Annotated in this window: 23 protein-coding genes; 19 read left to right on the forward strand and 4 right to left on the reverse strand. The window is 71.2% G+C overall.

Annotated elements, in window-relative coordinates; genetic code table 11:
* Positions 1–101: 101 nt before the first annotated feature.
* The 6 genes from A7A76_RS22225 (at position 102) to A7A76_RS22250 (ending at position 8,789) form a co-directional block, all read left to right on the forward strand.
* The gene (locus A7A76_RS22225) at positions 102–1,112 is read left to right on the forward strand and encodes an acyltransferase family protein (protein WP_206413375.1); all 1,011 of its coding nucleotides are present in this window, start codon (positions 102–104) and stop codon (positions 1,110–1,112) included.
* 770 nt (positions 1,113–1,882) lie between these two features.
* Positions 1,883–2,992, forward strand: coding sequence for an OprO/OprP family phosphate-selective porin (locus A7A76_RS22230; protein ID WP_206413359.1), 1,110 nt, complete (start codon positions 1,883–1,885; stop codon positions 2,990–2,992).
* Between the two features lie 66 nt (positions 2,993–3,058).
* The gene (locus A7A76_RS22235) at positions 3,059–5,200 is read left to right on the forward strand and encodes an ATP-binding protein (RefSeq protein WP_206413360.1); all 2,142 of its coding nucleotides are present in this window, start codon (positions 3,059–3,061) and stop codon (positions 5,198–5,200) included.
* Positions 5,201–5,213: 13 nt separating this feature from the next.
* Positions 5,214–5,582, forward strand: a complete 369-nt coding sequence (locus A7A76_RS22240; protein WP_074862941.1) for a response regulator — start codon at positions 5,214–5,216, stop codon at positions 5,580–5,582.
* Positions 5,579–6,040 (forward strand): chemotaxis protein CheX, encoded by a 462-nt coding sequence (locus tag A7A76_RS22245; RefSeq protein ID WP_206413361.1) that lies wholly within the window; start codon positions 5,579–5,581, stop codon positions 6,038–6,040. Before A7A76_RS22240 ends, A7A76_RS22245 begins: the two co-directional genes overlap by 4 nt.
* Positions 6,041–6,197: 157 nt before the next feature.
* Positions 6,198–8,789, forward strand: coding sequence for an ATP-binding protein (locus A7A76_RS22250; protein WP_206413362.1), 2,592 nt, complete (start codon positions 6,198–6,200; stop codon positions 8,787–8,789).
* Between the two features lie 187 nt (positions 8,790–8,976).
* Here the strand turns inward: A7A76_RS22250 and A7A76_RS22255 are convergent, their stop codons facing one another.
* Positions 8,977–9,717 carry a 16S rRNA (uracil(1498)-N(3))-methyltransferase gene (locus A7A76_RS22255; protein WP_206413363.1) on the reverse strand — a complete coding sequence of 247 codons (741 nt, stop codon included), beginning with the start codon at positions 9,715–9,717 and terminating at the stop codon, positions 8,977–8,979.
* Positions 9,714–11,108, reverse strand: coding sequence for an adenosylmethionine--8-amino-7-oxononanoate transaminase (gene bioA / locus A7A76_RS22260; RefSeq protein WP_241201126.1), 1,395 nt, complete (start codon positions 11,106–11,108; stop codon positions 9,714–9,716). The genes A7A76_RS22255 and bioA overlap by 4 nt, the downstream gene beginning before the upstream one ends.
* A gap of 110 nt (positions 11,109–11,218) precedes the next feature.
* Here bioA and nudE point away from each other — a divergent pair, with 110 nt between their 5' ends.
* The 8 genes from nudE (at position 11,219) to A7A76_RS22300 (ending at position 16,826) form a co-directional block, all read left to right on the forward strand.
* Positions 11,219–11,836, forward strand: coding sequence for an ADP compounds hydrolase NudE (gene nudE, locus A7A76_RS22265; protein WP_343225389.1), 618 nt, complete (start codon positions 11,219–11,221; stop codon positions 11,834–11,836).
* Positions 11,833–12,672 (forward strand): 3'(2'),5'-bisphosphate nucleotidase CysQ, encoded by an 840-nt coding sequence (gene cysQ, locus A7A76_RS22270; RefSeq protein WP_206413365.1) that lies wholly within the window; start codon positions 11,833–11,835, stop codon positions 12,670–12,672. The genes nudE and cysQ overlap by 4 nt, the downstream gene beginning before the upstream one ends.
* On the forward strand, positions 12,665–13,501 hold the full coding sequence (gene mazG / locus A7A76_RS22275; protein ID WP_206413366.1) for a nucleoside triphosphate pyrophosphohydrolase: 837 nt from the start codon (positions 12,665–12,667) through the stop codon (positions 13,499–13,501). Before cysQ ends, mazG begins: the two co-directional genes overlap by 8 nt.
* 185 nt (positions 13,502–13,686) lie before the next feature.
* Complete coding sequence (locus tag A7A76_RS22280; RefSeq protein ID WP_206413367.1) at positions 13,687–14,013, forward strand: YnfA family protein; 327 nt, start codon at positions 13,687–13,689, stop codon at positions 14,011–14,013.
* A 10-nt stretch (positions 14,014–14,023) separates the two neighbouring features.
* Entirely contained in the window at positions 14,024–14,728 is a 705-nt protein-coding gene (locus tag A7A76_RS22285; protein WP_206413368.1) for a hypothetical protein, read from the forward strand.
* A 315-nt stretch (positions 14,729–15,043) separates the two neighbouring features.
* Positions 15,044–15,763, forward strand: a complete 720-nt coding sequence (locus A7A76_RS22290; RefSeq protein ID WP_206413369.1) for a hypothetical protein — start codon at positions 15,044–15,046, stop codon at positions 15,761–15,763.
* 104 nt (positions 15,764–15,867) lie between these two features.
* Positions 15,868–16,173, forward strand: a complete 306-nt coding sequence (locus A7A76_RS22295) for a DUF962 domain-containing protein (RefSeq protein WP_206413370.1) — start codon at positions 15,868–15,870, stop codon at positions 16,171–16,173.
* An 80-nt stretch (positions 16,174–16,253) separates the two neighbouring features.
* The gene (locus A7A76_RS22300; RefSeq protein WP_206413371.1) at positions 16,254–16,826 is read left to right on the forward strand and encodes a hypothetical protein; all 573 of its coding nucleotides are present in this window, start codon (positions 16,254–16,256) and stop codon (positions 16,824–16,826) included.
* A gap of 43 nt (positions 16,827–16,869) precedes the next feature.
* Here the strand turns inward: A7A76_RS22300 and A7A76_RS22305 are convergent, their stop codons facing one another.
* Together A7A76_RS22305 and A7A76_RS22310 are read right to left on the reverse strand one after the other, a co-directional pair.
* The gene (locus tag A7A76_RS22305; protein WP_206413372.1) at positions 16,870–17,517 is read right to left on the reverse strand and encodes a hypothetical protein; all 648 of its coding nucleotides are present in this window, start codon (positions 17,515–17,517) and stop codon (positions 16,870–16,872) included.
* Positions 17,518–17,569: 52 nt separating this feature from the next.
* On the reverse strand, positions 17,570–17,911 hold the full coding sequence (locus A7A76_RS22310; RefSeq protein ID WP_074862967.1) for a DMT family protein: 342 nt from the start codon (positions 17,909–17,911) through the stop codon (positions 17,570–17,572).
* 108 nt (positions 17,912–18,019) lie between these two features.
* Here A7A76_RS22310 and A7A76_RS22315 point away from each other — a divergent pair, with 108 nt between their 5' ends.
* The 5 genes from A7A76_RS22315 to A7A76_RS22325 all read left to right on the forward strand — a co-directional run.
* Complete coding sequence (locus A7A76_RS22315) at positions 18,020–18,730, forward strand: response regulator transcription factor (protein WP_057948657.1); 711 nt, start codon at positions 18,020–18,022, stop codon at positions 18,728–18,730.
* A 24-nt stretch (positions 18,731–18,754) separates the two neighbouring features.
* A complete protein-coding gene (locus A7A76_RS22320; RefSeq protein WP_206413373.1) occupies positions 18,755–20,086 on the forward strand; it encodes a sensor histidine kinase in 1,332 nt (443 codons plus the stop codon).
* A gap of 68 nt (positions 20,087–20,154) precedes the next feature.
* Entirely contained in the window at positions 20,155–20,301 is a 147-nt protein-coding gene (locus A7A76_RS27025) for a DUF6053 domain-containing protein (protein ID WP_428995219.1), read from the forward strand.
* Between the two features lie 39 nt (positions 20,302–20,340).
* Entirely contained in the window at positions 20,341–20,634 is a 294-nt protein-coding gene (locus A7A76_RS27030; RefSeq protein WP_428995218.1) for a DUF6053 domain-containing protein, read from the forward strand.
* Positions 20,631–21,696 (forward strand): efflux RND transporter periplasmic adaptor subunit (locus A7A76_RS22325; RefSeq protein WP_206413374.1); only part of this gene is annotated, 1,066 nt, incomplete at its 3' end. The genes A7A76_RS27030 and A7A76_RS22325, both read left to right, overlap by 4 nt.

The raw sequence follows: 21,696 nt of genomic DNA on the forward strand, positions 1-21,696 counted from the left end.
CACCGCACGCGCCGGCGCCGCAACCGGACGCGGCCGCGCGCCGGCCCGCGCCCAGGCGCTACGCCTCGGTCGACGCGCTGCGCGGGCTGACCGTCGCGGCGATGCTGCTGGTCAACGACCCCGGCGACTGGAGCCACGTCTACGCGCCGCTGCTGCATTCGCAGTGGCACGGCTTCACCCCGACCGACCTGGTCTTCCCGATGTTCCTGTTCATCGTCGGCGCATCGATCGCGCTGGCGATGCTGCCGCGCCTGGACGCGGGCACGCCCGCGCCGGCGCTGCTGCGCCCGGCGCTGTGGCGCGCGCTGCGCATCCTCGGCCTGGGCCTGGCGCTGCACCTGATCGCGATGTGGGTGACCGATCGCGACTGCCTGCGCCTGCCCGGCGTGCTGCAACGCATCGGCCTGTGCTTCGCCGCGGCCGCGGCCATCGCCTTGTACCTGTCGGCGCGCGCGCAATGGGCGCTGTGGGGCGCGTTGTTGGCCGGCTACTTCGTCCTGCTCGCCATCGGCGGCAGCTATCAACCGTTCGTCAATATCGCCAGCCGCATCGATTTTTCGATCTTCGGCGCGCACGTCTACCAGATCGACCCGGCCAGCGGCCGCGGCCACGATCCCGAGGGCCTGGTGTCCACGCTCGGCGCGCTGGCGACCACGCTGCTCGGCCTGCGCGCCGGCGACTGGCTGCGCCGCGGCCAGGTGCGCGCGTTGCTGCTCGCGGGCGCGGCCGGCCTGCTGGCCGGCGCCGCGCTCGACCTGGCGCAGCCGATCAACAAGAACCTGTGGACCCCGGCCTACGTGCTGTGGGCCGGCGGCTGGTCGTGCTGGATTTTGGCGCTGTGCCACGTACTGATCGACCGCAAGGGCTGGCCGCCGCTGGGCCGCGCCTTCGGCGTCAACGCCATCGCCGCCTACGCCGGTTCGGCCCTGCTGCTGTACCTGCTGATGGGCCTGGGCTGGCTGGAGCCGATCTACCGCCACGGTTTCGCCGACTGGATGACGCCGCGCTTCGGCCCCTACCTGCCGTCGCTGGCGTTCGCGCTGGCCTTCGTCGCGCTGTGGTGGCTGGTGGTGCGCGCGCTGGACGCGCGCAGGATCTACTTCAAGATCTAGACGGGCGCGGCCGTCGCCTGTCGGGCCGCCAGCTGTCGGGCCGCCGTGCGCATCCACGGATTTTGCGTGCCTCTCGAGCGCAAATCGGGCGCGTCCTTCCGCGCGCAAAATGAACGGCATGTGATGCGCATCGCGTTTTAGTTGGCGCCGTAACCACAGCGCCGCAACTTTTTTCGTTCGAACAAGTCTGGGCCGCTTCGGCGTGCCCGCTTGCCGCGCTATGCGTGCCGCATCCGCCGGGCCCCGCGCCGGACTCATGTGCCCGCGAATCCCGTCGGCGACCGGACTCAATGCGGCAGCGCATTGATGCGCCGCCGATTGCGGCCGCCGCGATCGCGCGTCGAACGGCGCGAGCGCGCCGCGAGGGCGATCGGAATGCGCCGACATGCCGATGGCACCGCATCGGTTCAGCGCCTGCGCGCAAATCGCATCAGCCGTGTGCATCTGCGGCGCACCGGCTTTTTTTCCGGCTGGACAAGCCGATTTCGCCTCGCTATCGAGGACGCCACAAGCAATGTTTCGCGATGCGACGTACAGCACGTTGCGCACCGCGAAAACAGGGGGCAAGGGGAGGGGGAGCGGCACGGCGCCGGCGCGCATTCGCGCCTGTCGCAAGCGCCGGCCGCACCGTGCGAAAGGCGCCGCGTCGGCCAGGCCGACGCGGCGCCCGCCGCGATCGTTCCAGCCCGCCGGCATCGATGTCCAGTTACGGCCTAGGGGGCTGCATGCGATTCGAGCGACTGCGATTTGAACGAGTGTGTCTGGGTGCGTTGTCGTTGCTGGCGCTCTCGCCGGCATGGGCCGCGGACGGCGGCTACAGCCTGTTGGGCGACTGGCCGGTCAAGGTCGTCGGCGAGTCGGGCATCGAGGCCGGGCTGCGCGGCAACTGGAGTTACGACTACGCCCGCTTCGACGAGGCGTCCTTCGTCGACGACGACGCCTGGCGCCGGCAGGAACTCAGCGCCTATGTGCGCAAGCCGGGCATGTTCGAGCTGGCCCTGGGCTACGACTTCCGCAACGAAGTCTGGCTCGACAACTTCGTGCGCATCTCCGGCGCCGGCGGCGACCTGCGCATCGGCCAGTTCAAGACCCCGGTGGGCTACGAGGAAAGCGCGGTCGGCACCGCCGCCACCACCTTCATGGAGCGCGCGATGCCGGTGACCGCGTTCTACGCCGGCCGCCGCCTCGGCGTGGACTGGACCTACGAGAAGGTGCCGAACTGGTACTTCAACCTCGCCGTCCAGGCCGGCGGCGACCTGCTCGGCGACAACCAGGGCCGCACCCTGGGCGGCCGCGCGGTGTTCAACCCGATCAAGGACGACACCCAGGTGCTGCACCTGGGGCTGTCGGCGTCGAACGAGAAGCGCGAAGACGACACCCTGCGCGTGCAGGTGCGGCCGGAGGCGTTCCTGACCGCGCGGCGGCTGGTCGACAGCGGCGCGCTGAACCGGGTCGAAGGCATTTCGCGCTACGGCCTGGAAGCGATCTGGCAGCGCGGCCCGCTGCTGGTGCAGAGCGAATACCTGCGCATCGGCGTCGACCGCTACGGCGCGCCGGACTACAGCGCCGACGGTTACTACCTCGCCGCGTCGTGGGTGCTGACCGGCGAGAAGCGCAGCTACAAGAGCGCCGCCTTCGGCAACCTCAAGCCCAGCCGCGACTGGGGCGCGGTGGAACTGGCCGCGCGCTACTCGCACATCGATCTCAACGACCCGGGCAGCGCGATCGGCGGCCGCCAGAGCGACTGGACCTTCGGCGCCAACTGGTACATCGGCCAGCACTTCAAGCTGCAGTTCAACTACGTGTGGGCCGATGCGTCGCGGCGCGGGGTGGAGCTGGATCCGGAGATCGCACAGTTGCGGGCGCAAATCTACTTCTGATCGGCGCGACGCGGGTCGCGCATCCACGGCCCGGGCCGGGCCGGTCATGTTCATTTGGGGAATGACATGCAAACGGAAAGCAGGAGTTTCTGGAGCCGCTACTCGGCGATCATGGTGGCGGTGGCGATCTCGCTGCTGATCGCCGTGGTCACCACCGTGGTCAGCGTCCGCTTGAACACGGAAATCGCCCAGCGCGTGATCATGCGCGACCTTGCCGGTACCGAGCGAACCTCGACCCAGCTGGTGCTGCGCGCGCTGATGACCATGGAGCGCGACCAGAAGGACGGCAAGGCGCCGTCGCCGCAGTCGGTGCAGATGCTGCGCGAACGCTCCGAGCGGGTGAGCCACACCATCGCGGTGTTCCGCGACGGCGGCCGCCTGCCGGAGGAGCCCGGCCGGCAAGCGCTGGACAAGACCTGGTACACCCCGGAGTTCGCCGCCGCGAACGAGCAGGTCGACAAGCTGTGGCGGCCGTGGCAGGAGCGCATCCAGCGCGTGCTGGATGCGCCGGAACCGCCCGCGCCGATGGTCACCGAAGCGGTCGGCCACGGTTTGAACGCGCTGGAGCCCATGCTCAAGCTGTTCGGCGAGGAAATCGACGCGGTGCAGCGCCGCACCGAGGAAAACACCCGCACGCTGGAACAGGTCCAGTACGGCGGCGCGCTCGCGCTGCTGCTGAACTTCCTGTTCACCGTGTTCGTCGCCCTGCGCCGCCTGCGCGCCGGCGACCGCGCGGTGGCCCGGTCCAACAAGCAGACCTTGGACATCCTGGCGACGGTGAAGGAAGGCCTGTTCCTGGTGACCGGCGACTTCGTCATCGGCGACCGGATGTCGCAGTCGCTGCCGCAGATCATGCAGCGCCGGGTCGAGCCCGGCATGAACCTGATCGAGCTGATGCGGCCGATGGTGAGCGCGCAGACCCTGGAAGCCACCCGCGACTACCTCGGCCTGCTGTTCGGCAAGCGGGTCAAGGAAAACCTGGTCGCCAGCCTCAACCCGCTGTCGGAAGTGCCGGTGGCCGGCGGCAGCGACGGCCGCGGCCAGGCCCAGCCGCGCTACCTCAACTTCCAGTTCAACCGCGTGCAGGAAGGCGACGACACCGTGCACTTGCTGGTGACCGTGTCCGACGCGACCGAGCGGGTGCGCCTGACCCAGGAAATCGCCGCCGCCAAGACCCGCACCCGCGAGGAAATGGAAAGCCTGCTGCGCGTGCTGAGCCGCGACTCCAGCGAAGTGCGCTTCTTCCTGCACCGCATCGGCGTGGTGCTGGAGCGCATCAACGACGACCTGCGCCAGGCCGCCGGCCGCCGCGGCGGCACCGACTATGTCGAACTGGTCAACGCGATCTTCCGCGACGTGCACTCGCTCAAGAGCGAGGCGGCGGCGCTGAACCTGGAAATGCTGGAAGCGCTGGCGCACAACTTCGAGGTCGACCTGATCGGCCTGCGCGACCGCGGCGAGGTCGAGGGCGGCGACATGGTCAAGATGACCGTGCATCTGGACGACATGTTCGAGTGCGCGACGACGATCCGCGAGTTCCTCGACCGCATCTCCGGCGGCAACGACGCGCGCGCGCCGGCGGTGGCGACGCCGGCGCAGCGGCTGGTCGAAGGCTGGAGCGGCCTGGCCGAGCGCATCGCCCGCGAACAGGGCAAGCAGGTGCAAGTGCAGATGCAGCTCGACGGCCTGGAGCGGGTGCCGGCCGACACCCTCGCCGCGTTGCGCGCGATCGGCCTGCAGTTGCTGCGCAACGCGGTCGCGCACGGGATCGAGCCGGTGCAGGAGCGCGCCGCGCTGGACAAGCCCGCGGCCGGGTCGATCGTGTTCCGCAGCGCCGACGCCGGCAGCCGCCAGATCGAGCTGAGCGTGCGCGACGACGGCCGCGGCATCGACGTGGCGCGGGTGCGCGCGGCGCTGGCCGGCTCCGGGCGCTACACGCCCGAGCAACTGCAGGCGCTCAGCGACCGCGACGCGATGATGAAGATCTTCGAGCCCGGCGTGTCCACCGCCGCCGACAGCGGCGACCGCGACGCCGGCCACGGCGTCGGCATGGACCTGGTCATGAAGCAGGTGCGGGCCATGGCCGGAACCATTTCGATGTCGACCAAGGTCGGCGCCTATACCGAGTTCCGCATCCGCCTGCCGGTGGCCGAGGCCAAGCCGGCCGCGGCGGCGGCCGAAGGCGGCGATTTCCAACTGACGTTCTGAGCCCGGAGGCCCGATGAAACTGCTGATCGTGGACGACTCCAACGTGATCCGCCAACGCATCGCGCGGCTGGCGGGCGACACCCGGCTGCCCGGCCTGGAGATCGTCGGCCAGGCCCGCAACGGCGCCGAAGCGCTGAACCTGTTCGTGCGCCATCGCCCGGACGTGGTGACCATGGACCTGACCATGCCCGAGCTGGGCGGGGTCGAATGCACCGAACAGATCGCCGCCATCGACGACAAGGTCAACATCCTGGTGGTCTCGGCGCTGAGCGACAAATCCACCGCGATCACCGCGCTCAAGAAGGGCGCGCGCGGGTTCCTCTACAAACCGTTCACCGACGACCAACTGGTCGAGGCCCTGCTGGAGATGCTGCCGACATGAGCGACCTCAACGAAACCGAAATCAAGGTCTTCATCGACGCGGTCACCAACTACTTCGACCAGCTCACCCACGAGCCGGCGAACGTGCGCGGCGCGTTCCTCGACGACAACGGCGGCACCGCGCCGGTGTTCGACTACAGCGGCCAGATCGCGGTCAGCGGCCAGTTCCGCGGCACCATCACCGTGTCGGCGCCGCGCGCGATGATCCGCCACCTGCTGCTCGCGCTCAACGAAAGCGACCAGTCCGACGCCAACCTGCGCGACACCGTGGGCGAACTGGCCAACACCCTGGCCGGCAACGCGCGCAAGCACTTCGGCGGGGAGATGGAGATCTCGGTGCCGCGCACCGCGGCCGGCGCGATCGGCGGCGCCGGCTCGCGCAAGCGGCCCTACGTGATCATGGTCAGCTGGAAGACCTACAGCGCTTCGTTGGTGGTGGATATCGAGCGGCTGGAATAAGCCGCGCCAGTTCGCGAAGGCGGCTCCGGCCGCGCGCCGTCGGCGACGCTCCCCCTGATAGGCGCCGCCGCGCGGATCGTTCCATGCGGCCGGAGCCGGCCTTCGCGATTCGTCCCCGCGGCGCTGCGGCGCGGCGGGGACGCAGCCGGAGATCGCCATGTCGGAACACCCAAACCAGACGCACGCGCGTCTGCGCCCGCTGCTGACCGCGTCCGCGGCAGCGGCGCTCGGCCTCGCCCTGGCCGCCGCGGCGGCGGCCGCGCGTTCGGCCGATGTCCTGGCCTCCGCGCTGCGCGTCGCGTCCTTGCGTTACAGCCTGCTGCTCGCGGCGGCGCTCGGCCTGGCGCTGGCGGCCGGCGCCTGCCTCGCGCTGTGGTTGCGCCTGCGCCGGCTGGGCGAGGAAGAACTCGAGCAGACGCATTGGCGCGAACGCTGCGAAGACGCCTTGCGCGCGCTGCCCGAGGGCATCTGCCTGATCGACGCCGACTTCGTCATCCGCGAGCCGGTGTCGCCGTCGTTGTTCGGCGTGCTGCAGCGCAAGCTCTGGCCCGGCATGGACCTGGTCGAGGCGTTGCGGCCGATGCTCGGCGCGGACACGGTCGAGGCCTTGCGCGCGCATCTGCGCGAGTGCTTCGCCGCGCGCGCCGGCGCGCGCCCGGCCACGCGCAACCCGCTGGCCGAAGTCGTGCTGCCCGGGCCGCCGTCGCGGCAACTGCAGCTGGGCTTCCGGTTCGAACCGGTGCGCCATGGCGAGCGCGTGGTCTATCTGCTGGTCCTCGTCGGCGACATCGGCGAACGCCTGCAGGCGGCGCGCGAGCTGGCCGGCGCGCGCCTGCGCCTGCGCGCCCAGCTCGACGGCCTGCTGCGCGCCTGCGGCCGCGACGGCCTGCAACTGCGCAGCTGCCTGGGCCACGCCGAGGCCGCGCTGGAGCGCGCGCGGGTGCGGCTGGGGCGGCTGCGCGGCGCGTCCGCGGCAGCCGAGCGCGAAGCGTCCTTGCGCAGCCTGTTGGAGGAAGCGCGCACGATCAAGCGCGAGGCGGCGGCGATCGAACTGGAACTGCTGGAAACCCCGGCGCACCACTTCGAACTGGAACTGCTCGACGCCGGGCCGGCGGCGCGCGCCGACGAGGGCGCGCGGCTGGCGACGCAACTGGACGTGCTGGCCGAACGCATCGCGACCGTGCGCGAGTTCGTGCTCGGCCTGGATGCGCGCGTCGGCGCGGCGCGCACCTCGGACAGCGGCCGCGGCGAGGCGATCGCGGCTGCGCCGGGCAGGGCGGCGGACGCGGCGAATGCCGAGCCGCCGCGGCGCGACGATGCGCAGGCCTTGGTCGCGCGCTTGCAGCGATCCGGCCAACGCGATGCGCTGGCGCCCGCGGCGCGGGCGCAGACCGCTTCGCCGCAGATCGGCGCGGTTGCGGCAAGCGCGGAAGCGGGGCCGGTCGTTGCGACGGCGGCTGCGGTCAGGGCCGCCGCGTCGGTCCGGCCCGCAGCGAATTTCCCGGACAGCGGCGAAGCCGTGGCGTCGGCCGCGGCGTCGTTGGCGGCGGATGCGGTTTTGGCAGGCGCGCCGATCCGAACCTCGCCGAATCCTGCCGCAGCGGTTGCGTCCGCGGACGCGGCGGCGCACGTGGTCCCGACGGCGACTGCCGCTTTCGTCTCGCCGAACGCGTCGGCGCAGACGGCGTCGTCGATGCCGACGACGGCACCGACATCGGCATCGACATCGATGATGGCATCGGCACCGAAGCCGACACCAACACCAACACCAACATCGACATCGACATCGACATCGACGCCGACAATGGTCGCGCAGCGCCGGATCGACACCCCCGCGCCGATATCGGTTTCGCCGTCGCCCGCGCGGCAGGTGGCGACGGAGCCCTCGTTCTCGGCGACGCCGCGAATCTCGCCGCCGTCGGCGCCGGTGTCGTCGACCTCGCTCGCCGCACGGCCGCAACCCGTCGCCGCGCCGCCGCCCTCGCCGCCGCACTCGTCCCCGCCCGCAGCGACGATCGCCGCCGCAACCCCCGCCGCCGCCGTCGAGGCCTTGGTGCTGAAGCCCAACCGCGACGCCGGAATCGAAGCCTCCGCGCCGCGCGCGGCGTCGGCGCCGGGCGAGGATTCGGACCCGCTGGCCTGGGCGCCGCTGCTGGCGTTGTCCGGCGACGGCCCGGAGGCGCTGCCGGCCGACAAGGCCGCGTTCGTCGACTGGGCCGGGCTCGCGCGCCGGCTCGCCGGCGATCAGGGCAAGGCGGTGCGGGTGGAGGCCTTGCTGGAGCCGTTCGCGCGGTTGCCGCCCGCGCAGGCGGCGATGTTGCGCGAGATCGGCATGGAGCTGGTCGCCAACGCGGTGCTGCACGGGATCGAGCCGATGCCGATGCGGCGCCGGGTCGGCAAGGATCCGGTCGGCGCGGTGCGCCTGAGCCTGAGCTACGGCGAGCGCGAAGGCTGGCTGTTCTGCGCGCGCGACGACGGCCGCGGGATCAATGTGGTGCGGGTGCGCGCGGCGCTGGTCCGCGGCGGCGGCTTCACTCCGCTGCAGGCGGGGCAGTTGAGCGAGCGCGAGGCGATCATCAAGGTGTTCGAACCCGGCGTCACCACCGCGCCGCAGGCCGGCGGCGCGAGCGGGCGCGGCCTCGGCCTGCCGAACGCGGTCGAACGTTTGCGCGGCCTGCGCGCGCAGGTGTCGCTGCTGACGGTGCCGGGACGCTCGACCGAAGTGCGCATCGCCTGGCCGGCGGGGTGAGGTCGCCGGCCGGCGGGTCGCGACGGGGGACGAGCAGCGCCGCAGGCTTCAAGACCGCGCCACGGCTGCGCTCAGGTTCGCGCGCGCGATCTGGCGAACGCGGTCGCAAACGGCGATAAGGCGACGGCACGCGATCCGGTCCATGCGGCTGTCCATGCCACCGCCGGGTCCGGCCGCCGAGGCCGCCTCAGCCCAAATCGCCGAACCGCGCCTGCAAGGCCGCGATCGCCGCCAGCCCCGCGGTCTCGGTGCGCAGGATGCGCGGCCCCAGCCGCAATCCCTGGAATCCGGCCGCGCGCAGTTGTTCGCGGTCCAGCGGCGACCAGCCGCCTTCCGGGCCGATCGCCAGCAACACCGGCGCGGCTGCGTCCACCTGCAGGGTCGCGAAACCCAGCTCGCCGTCCGGATCCAGGATCAGCCGCAGCCCGCCCGCGGGCAGCGCCGCCAGCGCGGCGGCCAGCGCCAGCGGCGCGGCCACCTGCGGCACCGATGCGCGCCCGCTTTGTTCGCAGGCCGAGGCGACCACGCTGCGCCAGTGCGCCAGGCGCTTGTCGGCGCGCGCCGCGTCGAGCTTGACCTCGCTGCGCTGCGACCACAGCGGGTGGAACGCGCTCGCGCCGAGTTCGGTCGCCTTCTGCAGGATCAGGTCCATCTTCTCGCCGCGCGCCACGCCCTGCAGCAGCACGAGCCGCAGCGGCGATTCGCGCGCGACCTCCTGCGCCGACTGGATCGCCACGCGCACTTCGCGCTTGCCGATGACGCTGACGACGCCGTGGTAGTCGCGCCCGTCGCCGTTGAACAACACGCAGGCGTCGCCGACCTCGTGGCGCAGCACCCGCGCCAGATGCGTGGCCGGGCCTTCGGGCAAGACCACCTCGCGGCCCGGGGCGAGATCGCCGCTCTCCACATGCACGCGGGTGAGTCTCATGCGTCGGCCTCCGCGATCGCGCTGTCGATGGCGTCGCGCGTGGTCCGCGCGAGCAGTTGCAGGGCTTCTTCGTCGATGCAGTACGGCGGCATCCAGTACAAGATATCGCCGAGCGGGCGCAGCAGCACGCCGCGCTGCAAGGCCGCGCGGTAGGCGCGCAGGCCGATGCGCGCGGCCGGGTCGAACGGCGTGCGCTTGTCGCCGCCGCGGGTCAGCTCGAACGCGAGGATCATCCCGGCCTGGCGAACGTCGGCGACATGCGCGTGCTCGCCCAGCGGCGCGGCCAGCTCGGCCATGCGCGCGCCGGTGGCGCGGTTGCGCCGGATCACATCGTCCTGTTCGAAGATCGACAGGCTCGCCAGCGCCGCCGCGCACGCCAGCGGGTTGCCGGTGTAGCTGTGCGAATGCAGGAAGGCGCGTTCGCGCGAGTCGTCGAGGAAGCCGTCGTAGATCGACTGCGTCGCCAGCACCGCCGCCAGCGGCAGCGCGCCGCCGGTCAGGCCCTTGGACAGGCACAGCAGGTCGGGCATGACCGCGGCCTGCTCGCTGGCGAACATGGTGCCGGTGCGGCCGAAGCCGACCGCGATCTCGTCGGCGATCAGGAACACGCCGTGCTCGTCGCAGATCTCGCGCGCCAGCCGCAGGTAGTCGGGATCGTGCATGCGCATGCCGCCGGCGCACTGCACGCGCGGCTCCAGGATCATCGCGCAGACCTGTCCGGCATGGCGTTCGAGCAGTTCGCGCAAGGCCTGCGCGGCCTGGCGCGCGCGCTCGGCCGGGCTCTGCCCGGGTTCGCAGGCGTAGGCGTCGGGCGAGGGCGCGAACAGCGATTCGATCAGCAGCGGCGCGTACACGCGCCGGTACAGCGGAACGTCGCCCACGGCCAGCGCGCCGAGGGTTTCGCCGTGGTAGCCGTTCTCCAGGGCGACGAACTTGGTCCGGCCTTCGACGCCGCGGTTGCGGAACCAGTGGAAGGCCATCTTCAGCGCCACCTCGACCCCGGCCGAGCCGTTGTCGGCGTAGAACACCTTGGCCAGCGGCGCGCGTCCGGCCTGGCGCGGGGCGATCGCGAGCAGGCGCTCGGCCAGCTCCACCGCCGGCGGGTGCGACACGCCGGCCAGGATCACGTGCTCCAGGGTCCGCGCCTGCTCGGCGATGGCCGCGGCGATGCGCGGCTCGGCGTGGCCGAACAGGTTGGTCCACCAACTGGAAATCGCGTCCAGCCAGCGCCGGCCGTCGTGGCCGATCAGCCAGGGGCCGCGGCCGCTGGCGATGGGCAGCAAGGGCAGGGTGTGCGGGTGCTCGCGCATCTGGGTGCACGGGTGCCACAGCACGTTCAAGTCGCGTTCGCGCCAGGCGTGCGCCGCAGCGTTGCCGGGCTCTGCTAGCATCAGGGGGTCGTGAGTGATCTCTCGCATCCCCCTATTATCGTGCCTTTCCGCCTTCCGCCCATGCCGTTCATGGCGCCTTCGCGCGCGCCGCTCGGGTCCGGGGCCGCGCCGTGAGCCGGCGGCTGCCGATCGTCCACAACGTCGTCGAGCACGACGCCGCCGGTTACCGGATGGAATCGCTCGACCTGGAGTTCTCCAACGGCGAGCGCCGCCGCTACGAGCGCCTGCTCGGCCGCCCGCGCGCGGCGGGTCCCGGCGCGGTGATCGTGGTGCCGATGCTCGACGAGGACACCGTGCTGCTGGTGCGCGAGTACGCCGCCGGCGTGCACCGCTACGAGCTCGGCCTGGTCAAGGGCCGGATCGACGCCGGCGAAAGCGCGGTCGAGGCCGCCGACCGCGAGCTCAAGGAAGAGGCCGGCTACGGCGCGCGTTCGCTGACCGTGCTGCGCTCGCTGAGCCTGGCGCCCACGTACATGATCCACCAGGCCTACCTGGTGCTGGCGCGCGACCTGTATCCCGAGCGCCTGCCCGGCGACGAGCCGGAAGAGCTCGAAGTGGTGCCGTGGAAGCTCGACCGCCTGCACGAGCTGATCCTGCGCGAGGATTTTTCCGAAGGCCGCACCATCGCCGCGCTGTTCATCGCGCGCGAATGGCTGCGCCACGGCGAGCCGGCGCCGCCGCCGGCGGAACCCGCCGATCCCACCGGCGGTTCGGAGATAGCCCCATGAGCGCAGCCGCAAGCCCCGCCTTCGTCGCCGACAGCGTCCTGGTCGAAGGCGCCATCGCCATCGCCCGCGCCGCCGCCGCGGCGATCCTGGAGATCTACGACGGCGAGTTCGAAGTCGAGCGCAAGGCCGACGCCTCGCCGCTCACCGCCGCCGACATGGCCGCGCATCACGTCATCGTCGACGGGCTGGCGCGGCTGACGCCGGACATCCCGGTGCTGTCGGAAGAATCCGCGCACGAAGTCGACGTCGCCCAGCGCCGCGGCTGGGACCGGCTGTGGCTGGTCGATCCGCTCGACGGCACCCGCGAGTTCGTCAAGCGCAACGGCGAGTTCTCGGTCAACCTGGCCCTGATCGAACGCGGCGAGCCGGTGTTCGGCGTGGTCCTGGCGCCGGTCGGCGGCGCGCTGTGGCACGGCGCGCGCGGCGGCCACGCCTATCGCCGCGACGGCGACGCCGAGCGCCGCGTGCAGGCGCAGGTGCCGCCGGCGCAGCCGCTGCGGGTGGCCGCGAGCCGCTCGCACCACAGCCAGCGCAGCGACGAGTTCCTCGCCCGCGCGCAGCGCGAAGCCGCCGGCGGCATCGCCATGGTCAGCCTGGGCTCGTCGCTGAAATTCTGCCGCATCGCCGAAGGCTCGCTGGACCTGTATCCGCGCTTCGGCCCGACCAGCGAGTGGGACACCGCCGCCGGCCAATGCGTGCTCGAAGCGGCCGGCGGCGCGGTGCTCGACCCGCGCGGACGCCCGTTCCGTTACAACCAGCGCGACGGCCTGCTCAACGGCGACTTCATCGCCCTGGGCGACCCGTCGCTGCCGTGGAGGGCCTGGCAAGATGGCTGAGGTGTTGAACCTGCCGCCGGGCATCGCCGGCCTGCTGGAAATCATGGCGCGCCTGCGCGACCGCGAGCGCGGCTGCCCGTGGGACATCGAGCAGACCTTCGCCAGCATCGTCCCGTACACCATCGAGGAAGCCTACGAAGTCGCCGACGCGGTCGACCGCGGCGACCTGGACGCGCTCAAGGACGAACTCGGCGACCTGCTGCTGCAAGTGGTGTTCCATGCGCGCATGGCGCAGGAACAAGACGCCTTCGCCTTCGACGATGTCGTCGCCGCGATCAGCGACAAGATGGTGCGCCGGCATCCGCACGTGTTCGGCGAGGCCAGCGTCGAGGACGCCGACGCGCAGACGGTGGCGTGGGAAGAACAAAAGCGCCGCGAGCGCCAGGCCGCCGGCGAAGCCGACACCTCGGCGCTGGCCGGCATCGCCCGCGGCCTGCCGGAATGGCAGCGCGCGGTGAAGCTGCAAAAGCGCGCCGCCTCGGTCGGCTTCGACTGGCCGGCGCCGACGCCGGTGATCGCCAAGCTGCACGAGGAGATCGAGGAAGTGCGGGTCGAGTTCGACGCGGTCGCCGCCGCGCCCGACGACGCGGCCGCGCGCGACCGGCTGGAGGAGGAAATCGGCGACGTGCTGTTCGTCTGCGCGAACCTCGCTCGCCACGCCAAGGTCGACGTCGGCGCCGCGCTGCGCCGCGCCAACCTCAAGTTCGAGCGCCGCTTCCGCGCGATGGAATTGCAGGCCGCGCAGGACGGCATGGCGCTGCCGGAGCTGTCGCTGGAAGCGCAGGACGGCTATTGGGAAAAGGCCAAGCGGGCCGAGCGCGGCGAGTGAGCGCCCGGCCGCCCCGGCGGCCCGGCGATCCGGACGACGCGCATCGGGCCTGAAGGCCCTCCCACCACCGCGCGCCGCGGCTGATCCTTGTGGCCGATTCTTGTAGCCGATTCTTGTGGGAGGGCCTTCAGGCCCGATGCTTTCCTTTCCGGTCGCCGCGCAAGCCGGCCTCGACGAGACCCCGCATGCTCAAGACCCTGCTGCTGTTCCTGCTCACCGCCGTCGCCGAAATCGTCGGCTGCTACTTGCCGTACCTGTGGCTGCGCAAGGGCGGCAGCGCCTGGCTGCTGCTGCCGGCCGCCGCCAGCCTCGCGTCGTTCGCCTGGCTGCTGACCCTGCATCCCACCGCCTCGGGCCGGGTTTACGCGGCCTACGGCGGCGTCTACGTCACCGTCGCGATCTTCTGGCTGTGGTGGGTCGACCAGATCAAGCCCGGCCGCTGGGATCTGCTCGGCGCGACGCTGTGCCTGGCCGGCATGGCGGTGATCATGTTCGCGCCGCGCACGGCTTGAACCGCCAACTGTGCGCAGGCAGCATCGCGACAGGCAGGCAGGAGGCGCTATGGAAGGGGTGAAGGGATGGATCGCCGCGGGAGTGTTGGCCTTGGCCTGCGCGCAGGCGCAGGCCGATCCGGCGCCGCCGCGCGATCCGGACGATCTGCTGGTGTTCGTCGGCGAAAAGGAGTCGGTAGCCGAGTTCAAACCGCAGCTGCCGCCGAACGTTTTGCTCATGGATGGCGCATTCAAGGCCCGCTTCCGGGTGCTGCAGGTGCTGCACGGCCGCTACGACGGCGAGCGGATCGAGTTCGAGGCCTACGATCACTACGCCGAGCCGGGTTTCTCGTTCTTCCCGCACTCGTTGTTGTTCCTGGCGCGCAACGGCGAGCGCTACGTGCAGGTGAAGTACCAGTTCTACCCGGTGTTCCGCACCGCCGCGGGCGAATGGGCCGGCTGCGGTCCGTTGTCCGCTTGGGAACGCAAGGAGCGGCGCGGTATCGCCCCGGCGCGGCCGATGAGCTTCGGCGACGACGCCTATATCCCGCTGGACGCGTCTTGGACCCCGGTGTTTTCGCGAAAGCAGTTTCGACGTTCGGACTTCCGGGTCGAGGGGCGGCGCGCCTACTGCCTGCGCGGAGCGTCAGCGCAGGCCTTGTTCGAAGTCAAGAAACGCGGCGTGCTCAAAGACGACGGCTGGTTCGCGGACGAGCCGCGGACGCCCGCGCGTTGAATCTGCTGCCGCGCGCGCCGAAGTTGCCGCGCCGCCATGCTCCGAAGCCCGGCGCGGACGTGCCGTAGCCGGCCTGGCGCGGCGCGATGCGCACAGCGGGCGAATCACAACGAAGCGCCGATCGCCCGCGATGTGGCCGGTTGCCGATCGAAAGGCGCGGTGGCCGGGTTGCCGTGGTGGCCGCGCTGCTGATGTTCGAGAAGGCGATGCGCCAGCGCCAGTCGACGCGGTATCGGCGCTCGTTGCGTGTGCGGTTCGCTTGCGCCGCTATCCCGCCCGGGCGAGGATGCGGCGTCCAAGGATCCGGAGTCGGTCATGTCCCCGCAGGTCTATCGCGCCGGTGCGGCGCTGTTGCTGACGATCGCGGCGACGGCCGCCTGCCAGCGCGACGCCGCCAGGACGCCGGAGCCGGCCGTCGCGCAAGCGCCGGTGGCGCGGCCGGTCGATCCCGATGCCGACCTGGTGGTGGTGGTCGGCGAGCGCCTGGCGTTGGACAGCATCGACAAGCCCGATTCGCTCGGCGGCGGGTATCGGGCGCGCTATCGCGTGCTGCAGCGGTTGCACGGCCGCGGCGACGGCCCGGAAGTCGAATTCGAGTTCTACCAACACCTCGGCGAGCCGCATCAGCTCGGGTTCCCGCATGCGCTGCTGTTCCTGCGGCGCGACGGCGCGAACTTGCGCGAAGTCGCTCATTACCCAGTGTTCGCCGCCCGCGGCGGCGGCTGGGCCGGATGTGCGCCGGTGTTGGAGATGGAAGCGCGTCGCCGCAAGGACCGGGCCCAGGCGAGGCCGGGGGTGTTCGCCGGCGAGGCGTCCTATACCGAATGGCTGCCGCCGCAGCCCGGCGCGTATCCGGCCAAGGATTTCCAGGTCGACGGCAATCGCATCCGCTGCCTGACCGGGACGCCGGTGCAGGCCTTGTACGAGTTGAACAAGGACATCCTGGCTACCGGCCTGGGACCGGACTCGCTGACGCCGGAACAAGTCCAGGCGCTGACCTTGCCGGTGGCGCCCGCCGCACCCGGCGGCGGCTGAGCGGCGCCGAATGTCGCATCGACGACACTCCGCCGCGGCCGCCCGCGCTATGGTGAGCCGATAGCCAGACCGAACAGGCGCGCCGCCGGCGCGAGGAGACGCAGATGAGCCAGCGCTTCCGGAATTTCCGCGAGTTCTACCCGTTCTACCTCAGCGAGCACAGCAACCGCACCAGCCGCCGGCTGCATTTCGTCGGCAGTTGCGGGGTGCTGGCGCTGCTGGCGCTGGCGATCGCGCAGGGCCGGCCGTGGCTGCTGTTGGCCGCGCTGGTGTGCGGCTACGGCTTCGCCTGGGTCGGGCATTTCTTCTTCGAGAAGAACCGGCCGGCGACGTTCAAGCATCCGCTGTACTCGTTCGCCGGCGATTGGGTGATGTTCAAGGACATCCTGACCGGCAAGATCAGGTTCTGACCCGCGCCCGTCGCCGAGCGCGCCCTCTCCCAGTCCGCGCGCGGCCGCCGCGCCGCGTATCCGATGCAAGGATGCTGGCCATGAAATCCCTGGCGTTCGCCGTTTTGAGCCTCGCCTGCGCCGCCGCGCGCGCGGCCGCGCCGGGCGCGCCCGACTTGCCGCTGCGCACCTCGCCGTGGCTGGAGGAGGCGAAAGACAGCAAGACGTGCCCGCTGGTCGATGTCTGGGTCGATGGCACTGGCACGGTCGGCTCCGGCCGGCGGGTGGCGACGGTCTGGCTGGCGCGCGAGGACGCGGCCGCCGATCCGTCCGCCTGGCCGGCGCTGTACCTGTCCGTCGCAGGCCGCTCCTTGGCGCTGCGCCGCGAGGGCGCTGCCGGCGATATCGAAAGCCAGACCCTGCGCGAGCGGCGCGGCGCGGCGATGCGGTGGTCGGCGCCGGCCGAGCGGGTCTTCGCCCGCCTGCAGTTGCAGGCGCCGCGCCTGTACGCCGAACGCGCGGACGGTTGGCGCCTGGTACCGCCGGCCGAGGCCGTTCGGGCGCGCCAGGACGAGGAGTCGACCCGCACCGTCTGGAAAGGCCGGCTTCGCCTGGACCTGCGCGGCCAGGCCTGGGAGCGCGAGGTCGAGGTGGTGTCGACCTGCGCCCCGTGAGCGGGCGGCGGATGCCGCCGCCGCGTTCGCCGGGCCGGCCCGCTCAGCGCCCGGGCAGATACGGCGCGATCTCGCCGATCGCCTGCGCCGCGGCGCGCGGATGGGCGTCTTGCGCAGCCAGCGCGCGCCACTGGGCGAGGCTGTCGCAGGGCGCCATCAGGCCGCGCAGCCACTTCGCGTTGTCCCAGCCGCCGGGCAGGTCCGGATCGTCGGCCGGCGCGGGGACGCTGGCATCGAACCCGTTGAGGAAAAAGCGCCGGCCGCGACGGCTGAAGTGCAGGCCGACGCGCCCGTCGATCAGCACCGCGCCCTGGTCGGCGCCGACGAAGTGGAACCACTCGGTCCTCGCCGCCGGCCGGCGCGCGGCCAGCCACGGCAGCGCCTGCGCCAGCGGCAGGCCGCGCCCGCAGGCGAAGCTCGCGCCGAGGTATCGCCCGCGCAGGTAGAACGGCTTGAGCGTCAGCGGCCGCCAGCCGCCGCGGTGGCGCAGCAGGACGTCGCCTTCGAGTTGCGCGCTCGCCCCCGGCTCCAGGCTGGACGCTTGCCAGCCGTGGGCGAGGGCGGTGTCCAGGTTCCACTCCGGGTCCAGGCCGAAGGCCGCGGCCGACACCAGCCGGCCGTGGTCGAGGAATTGCGCGAGCACGGCGCGCAGGCTCAGCGGTACCCGCGTCGCGGGCGCGTCGCCGTTCATGCCCGCGCGCTGCAGCCGGCCCGCAAGCGCGGCGGCCTCGGCCCGGGCCGGTTCAATCCAGGAAGATCAGCCACGCCGCCACCACGATCAGCCCGAACCCGGCCCAATGATTCCACTTCAGCGGCTGGCCCAGGTACCAGATCGAGAAGCAGGCGAACACCAGCAGGGTGATGACCTCCTGCATGCCCTTGAGCTGCGGCGCCGAATAGACCGCGCTGCCCATGCGGTTGGCCGGCACCTGCAGGCAGTACTCGAACAGGGCGATGCCCCAGCTGACCGCGATGGCCACCGTCAGCGGCGCCGACTTGTACTTCAGGTGCCCGTACCAGGCGAAGGTCATGAAGATGTTGGAGCCGAGCAAAAGCAGGATCGGGTAGAGGCGGTCGGCGAGCATGCAAGGGCCACGGGAGCGGTTTGTGATGGCCTTACAGTATCGCCTTCACGAACCGTCCACCTTGTGGAGGGCACTCTTCACAAAACTGAAGGACAGTGGAGAGGCTGCATGCAGGGTACGAGAGACGGGGGCCTGGTCCTCATCGTCGAAGACAACCGCAATATCTCCGAGATGGTGGGCGAGTACCTGGAAAGCCGAGGCTTCGAGGTCGACTACGCCGCCGATGGTCTGGACGGATACCGGTTGGCGACGGAGAACAGCTACGACGTGGTCGTGCTGGATTTGATGCTGCCGCGCATGGACGGCATCGAGGTTTGCAAGAAGTTGCGCGAAGAAGCGCGCAAATCGACGCCGGTGCTGATGCTGACCGCGCGCGACACCCTCGACGAGAAGCTCACCGGCCTGAGCGCCGGCGCCGACGATTACCTGACCAAGCCGTTCGCGATCCAGGAACTGGAAGCGCGCCTGCGCGCCCTGATCCGGCGCGAGCGCCGCCAGGTCGGCGGCGAGGTGCTCAAGGTCGCCGACCTGGTGCTCGACCCGGCCAGCCTGCGGGTCACCCGCGGCGGCAGCGAACTGCAGCTCTCGCCGATCGGCCTGCGCCTGCTGACCATCCTGATGCGCGAATCGCCGCGCGTGGTCAGCCGGCAGGAGATCGAGCGCGAAATCTGGGGCAACGGCCTGCCCGATTCGGACACCTTGCGCAGCCATCTGTACAACCTGCGCAAGACCATCGACAAGCCCTTCGACAAGCAACTGCTGCACACCGTGCAAAGCGCCGGCTACCGGGTGGCGGACATTTCGCAGCCGCCGGACTGATTGGACCGGTCCCCCGCCACCGCCATGCCGCAAGGGCTACCGCGCAAGATCAAGCTTGCCTTCATCCTGCAGGCCTTGATCGGCAGCATAGCGATCACGCTGGGCATCCTCCTGGCGGGGCTGGCGGTGCGCCATGTCGTGCTCGAGCAGCGCATGCAGCGCGAGGCCGACGACTACTGGGAAGGGCGCAAGCGCGACCCGGCCTATCCGTTGCCGCGCACCTCGACCACGCGCGGCCATTTCGTCCCCACCGGCGCCAGCGACTCGGTGCTGCCGGCGCAGATGCGCGGGGTCGATTCGGGCCTGCACAACCTGCCCGGCGGCGGCCGGGTGGTGCTGGTGGACCGGCGCGAGGCCGGCAGCTTCTACCTGGTGTATTCGACCTCGCTGATCGACGAGGCGATCCTCTACACCGGCCTGTTCTCGCTGCTGTTCTCGCTGCTGACCACCTACCTGATTTCCTGGCATACCTATCGCACCTCCAAGCGCCTGGTCTCGCCGGTGAGCTGGCTGGCCAACGTGGTCTCGCAATGGGATCCGCGCGATCCCGACACCAGCCTGATCGAGCCGATCAAGTTTCCCTACGACCCCGGCAGCGAGGTGCGCCGGCTGTCGAGCGCGCTCAGCGGCCTGGCCGAACGCGTCAGCGATTTCGTCCAGCGCGAGCGCGACTTCACCCGCGACGCCAGCCACGAGCTGCGCACGCCGCTGACGGTGATCCGCGTGGCCACCGACCTGATGCTGGCCGATCCCGACACGCCGGTGCGCGCGCAGCGCTCGCTGCTGCGGGTGCAGCGCGCCGGCCGCGACATGGAGGCGGTGATCGACGCCTTCCTGATCCTGGCGCGCGAATCCGACGTGGAGCCGCAATCGGAAGAATTCGCGGTGCGCGACATCGTCGACAACGAGATGGAGCGCATCCTGCCGCTGCTCAACGGCAAGCCGGTGGAGCTGCATCTGTACGACGAAGGCGGCCCGCGCCTGACCGCGCCGCCGCACGCGCTGGGGGTGATGGTGGCCAACCTGCTCAGCAACGCGGTGCGCTTCACCGACAGCGGCCGCATCGACGTGCGCCTGGGCCGCGACAGCATCGAGATCCGCGACACCGGCATCGGCATGTCGGTGGAGACCCTGACCAAGGCCTTCACCCCGTTCTACCGCGCCGATTTCTCCGCCGGCGACGGCAAGGGCATGGGCTTGTCGATCGTGCGCCGGCTCGGCGAGCGCTTCGGCTGGCCGGTGACCCTGACCAGCGCGCCGGGGCAGGGCACCACCGCGGTGATCCGGTTCAAGCCCGGCCTGCCGCAACCGCCGGCGCCGCCGGCCGCGCCGGTGCCGCGGGTGCCGGAGGCTTGACGCCTCGGCCTGCGGCCGGGAGCAGTGAACCCAGATCGCCGCGGCGTTGGTAGGCGCAGCCGGCCTTGGTGGGAGGGACTTCAGTCCCGATGCTTTGCGTTCAGATCGCGGCGACCCGGCACAAGAGCGTCGGGACTGAAGTCCCTCCCACAAGAGAGCCCTCCCACAAGCGCTTGGCGACCCTCATTCCGACCGCGCGAGGGTTCGCCAGATAGCCCAGACCGCCGCATCGTTGGTGGGCGCAGCCGGCTTTTGTGGGAGGGACTTCAGTCCCGATGCTTTGCGCTCAGGTCGCGGCGACCCGGCACAAGAGCGTCGGGACTGAAGTCCCTCCCACAAGAGTGGCCTTCCTCAGGGGCGCCCGCCCCGGCTCCGCGACGGTTCGCCTCATCGCCGCATCCATCAACCGATGCCGCCTTGCCGCCGCTTCGCGCACGCGGTCAAACTCGACATCGGCAACCGGCGTTGAAAATTTCGACGCAATACGTGTCAACCCCATTCAGCCACGCGCGTTGGCACCTGCAGAGCCCACCGTCCCGAACTCATGAGCGCAGCCCCTTCGTCCTCGCCCCGTCCCGCGTCCTCCCTGCGCCCGCGCAAGTCCCCGTGGCCCAAGCGCGCGGCCATCGCCGTGGCGGTGCTGGCCCTGGCCGGGATCGGCTGGCACTTCTACAGCCAGCGCAACGCCGAGCAGGCCGCCAGCGCCTACCGCACCGCCAAGATCGAGCGCGGCGACATCCGCGTGACCATCTCGGCCACCGGCGCGCTGTCGGCGATTTCCACCGTCGACGTGGGCAGCCAGATTTCCGGGCAGATGATCGAGGTGCTGGCCGACTACAACGACCGCGTGACCAAGGGCCAGGTGATCGCGCGGATCGACCCGAGCACCTATGAGGCGCAGATCAACCAGGGCAACGCCCAGGTCGCCAACGCCCGCGCCTCGCTGGCCACCGCCCAGGCGACCCTGCGCAACGCCGAGCTCGACTACCAGCGCAAGGCCTCGCTGTCGAAAGACCAGTTGATCGCGCGCAGCGACGTCGACCTCGCCCGCGCCGCGCTCGACCAGGCCCGCGCCCAGCTCAACGGCGCCAAGGCGCAGATCGAGCAGCAGATCGCTTCGACCCAGACTTCGCGCCTGAACCTGCAGCGCACGGTGATCCGCGCGCCAGTCGACGGCGTGGTGCTGACCCGCAGCATCGAGCCCGGCCAGACCGTGGCCGCGAGCCTGCAGGCGCCGGTGCTGTTCCAGATCGCCGAAGACCTGTCGAAGATGGAGATCGTGCTGGCGATCGACGAGGCCGACATCGGCCAGGTCAAGCCCGGCCAGGCGGTCAACTTCACCGTCGATTCCTTCCCCGAGCGCAAGTTCCGCGGCGCCGTGCAGCAGGTGCGGCTGTCGGCGACCAACACCAGCAACGTCATCACCTATCCGGTGGTGGTGTCGGTCGACAACGCCGACGGCGTGCTGCTGCCGGGCATGACCGCCAACGCCGAAATCGAAGTCAGCCACCGCGACGACGTGCTGCGCGTGGGCAACGCCGCGCTGCGCTACAAGCCCGACGACGATGCGGCGGCCGCGGCCGGCGCGCCGGCCGGCGGCGCCGGCGGCC

It is taken from the genome of Lysobacter enzymogenes (assembly GCF_017168095.1).
GTDB lineage: Bacteria > Pseudomonadota > Gammaproteobacteria > Xanthomonadales > Xanthomonadaceae > Lysobacter > Lysobacter enzymogenes_D.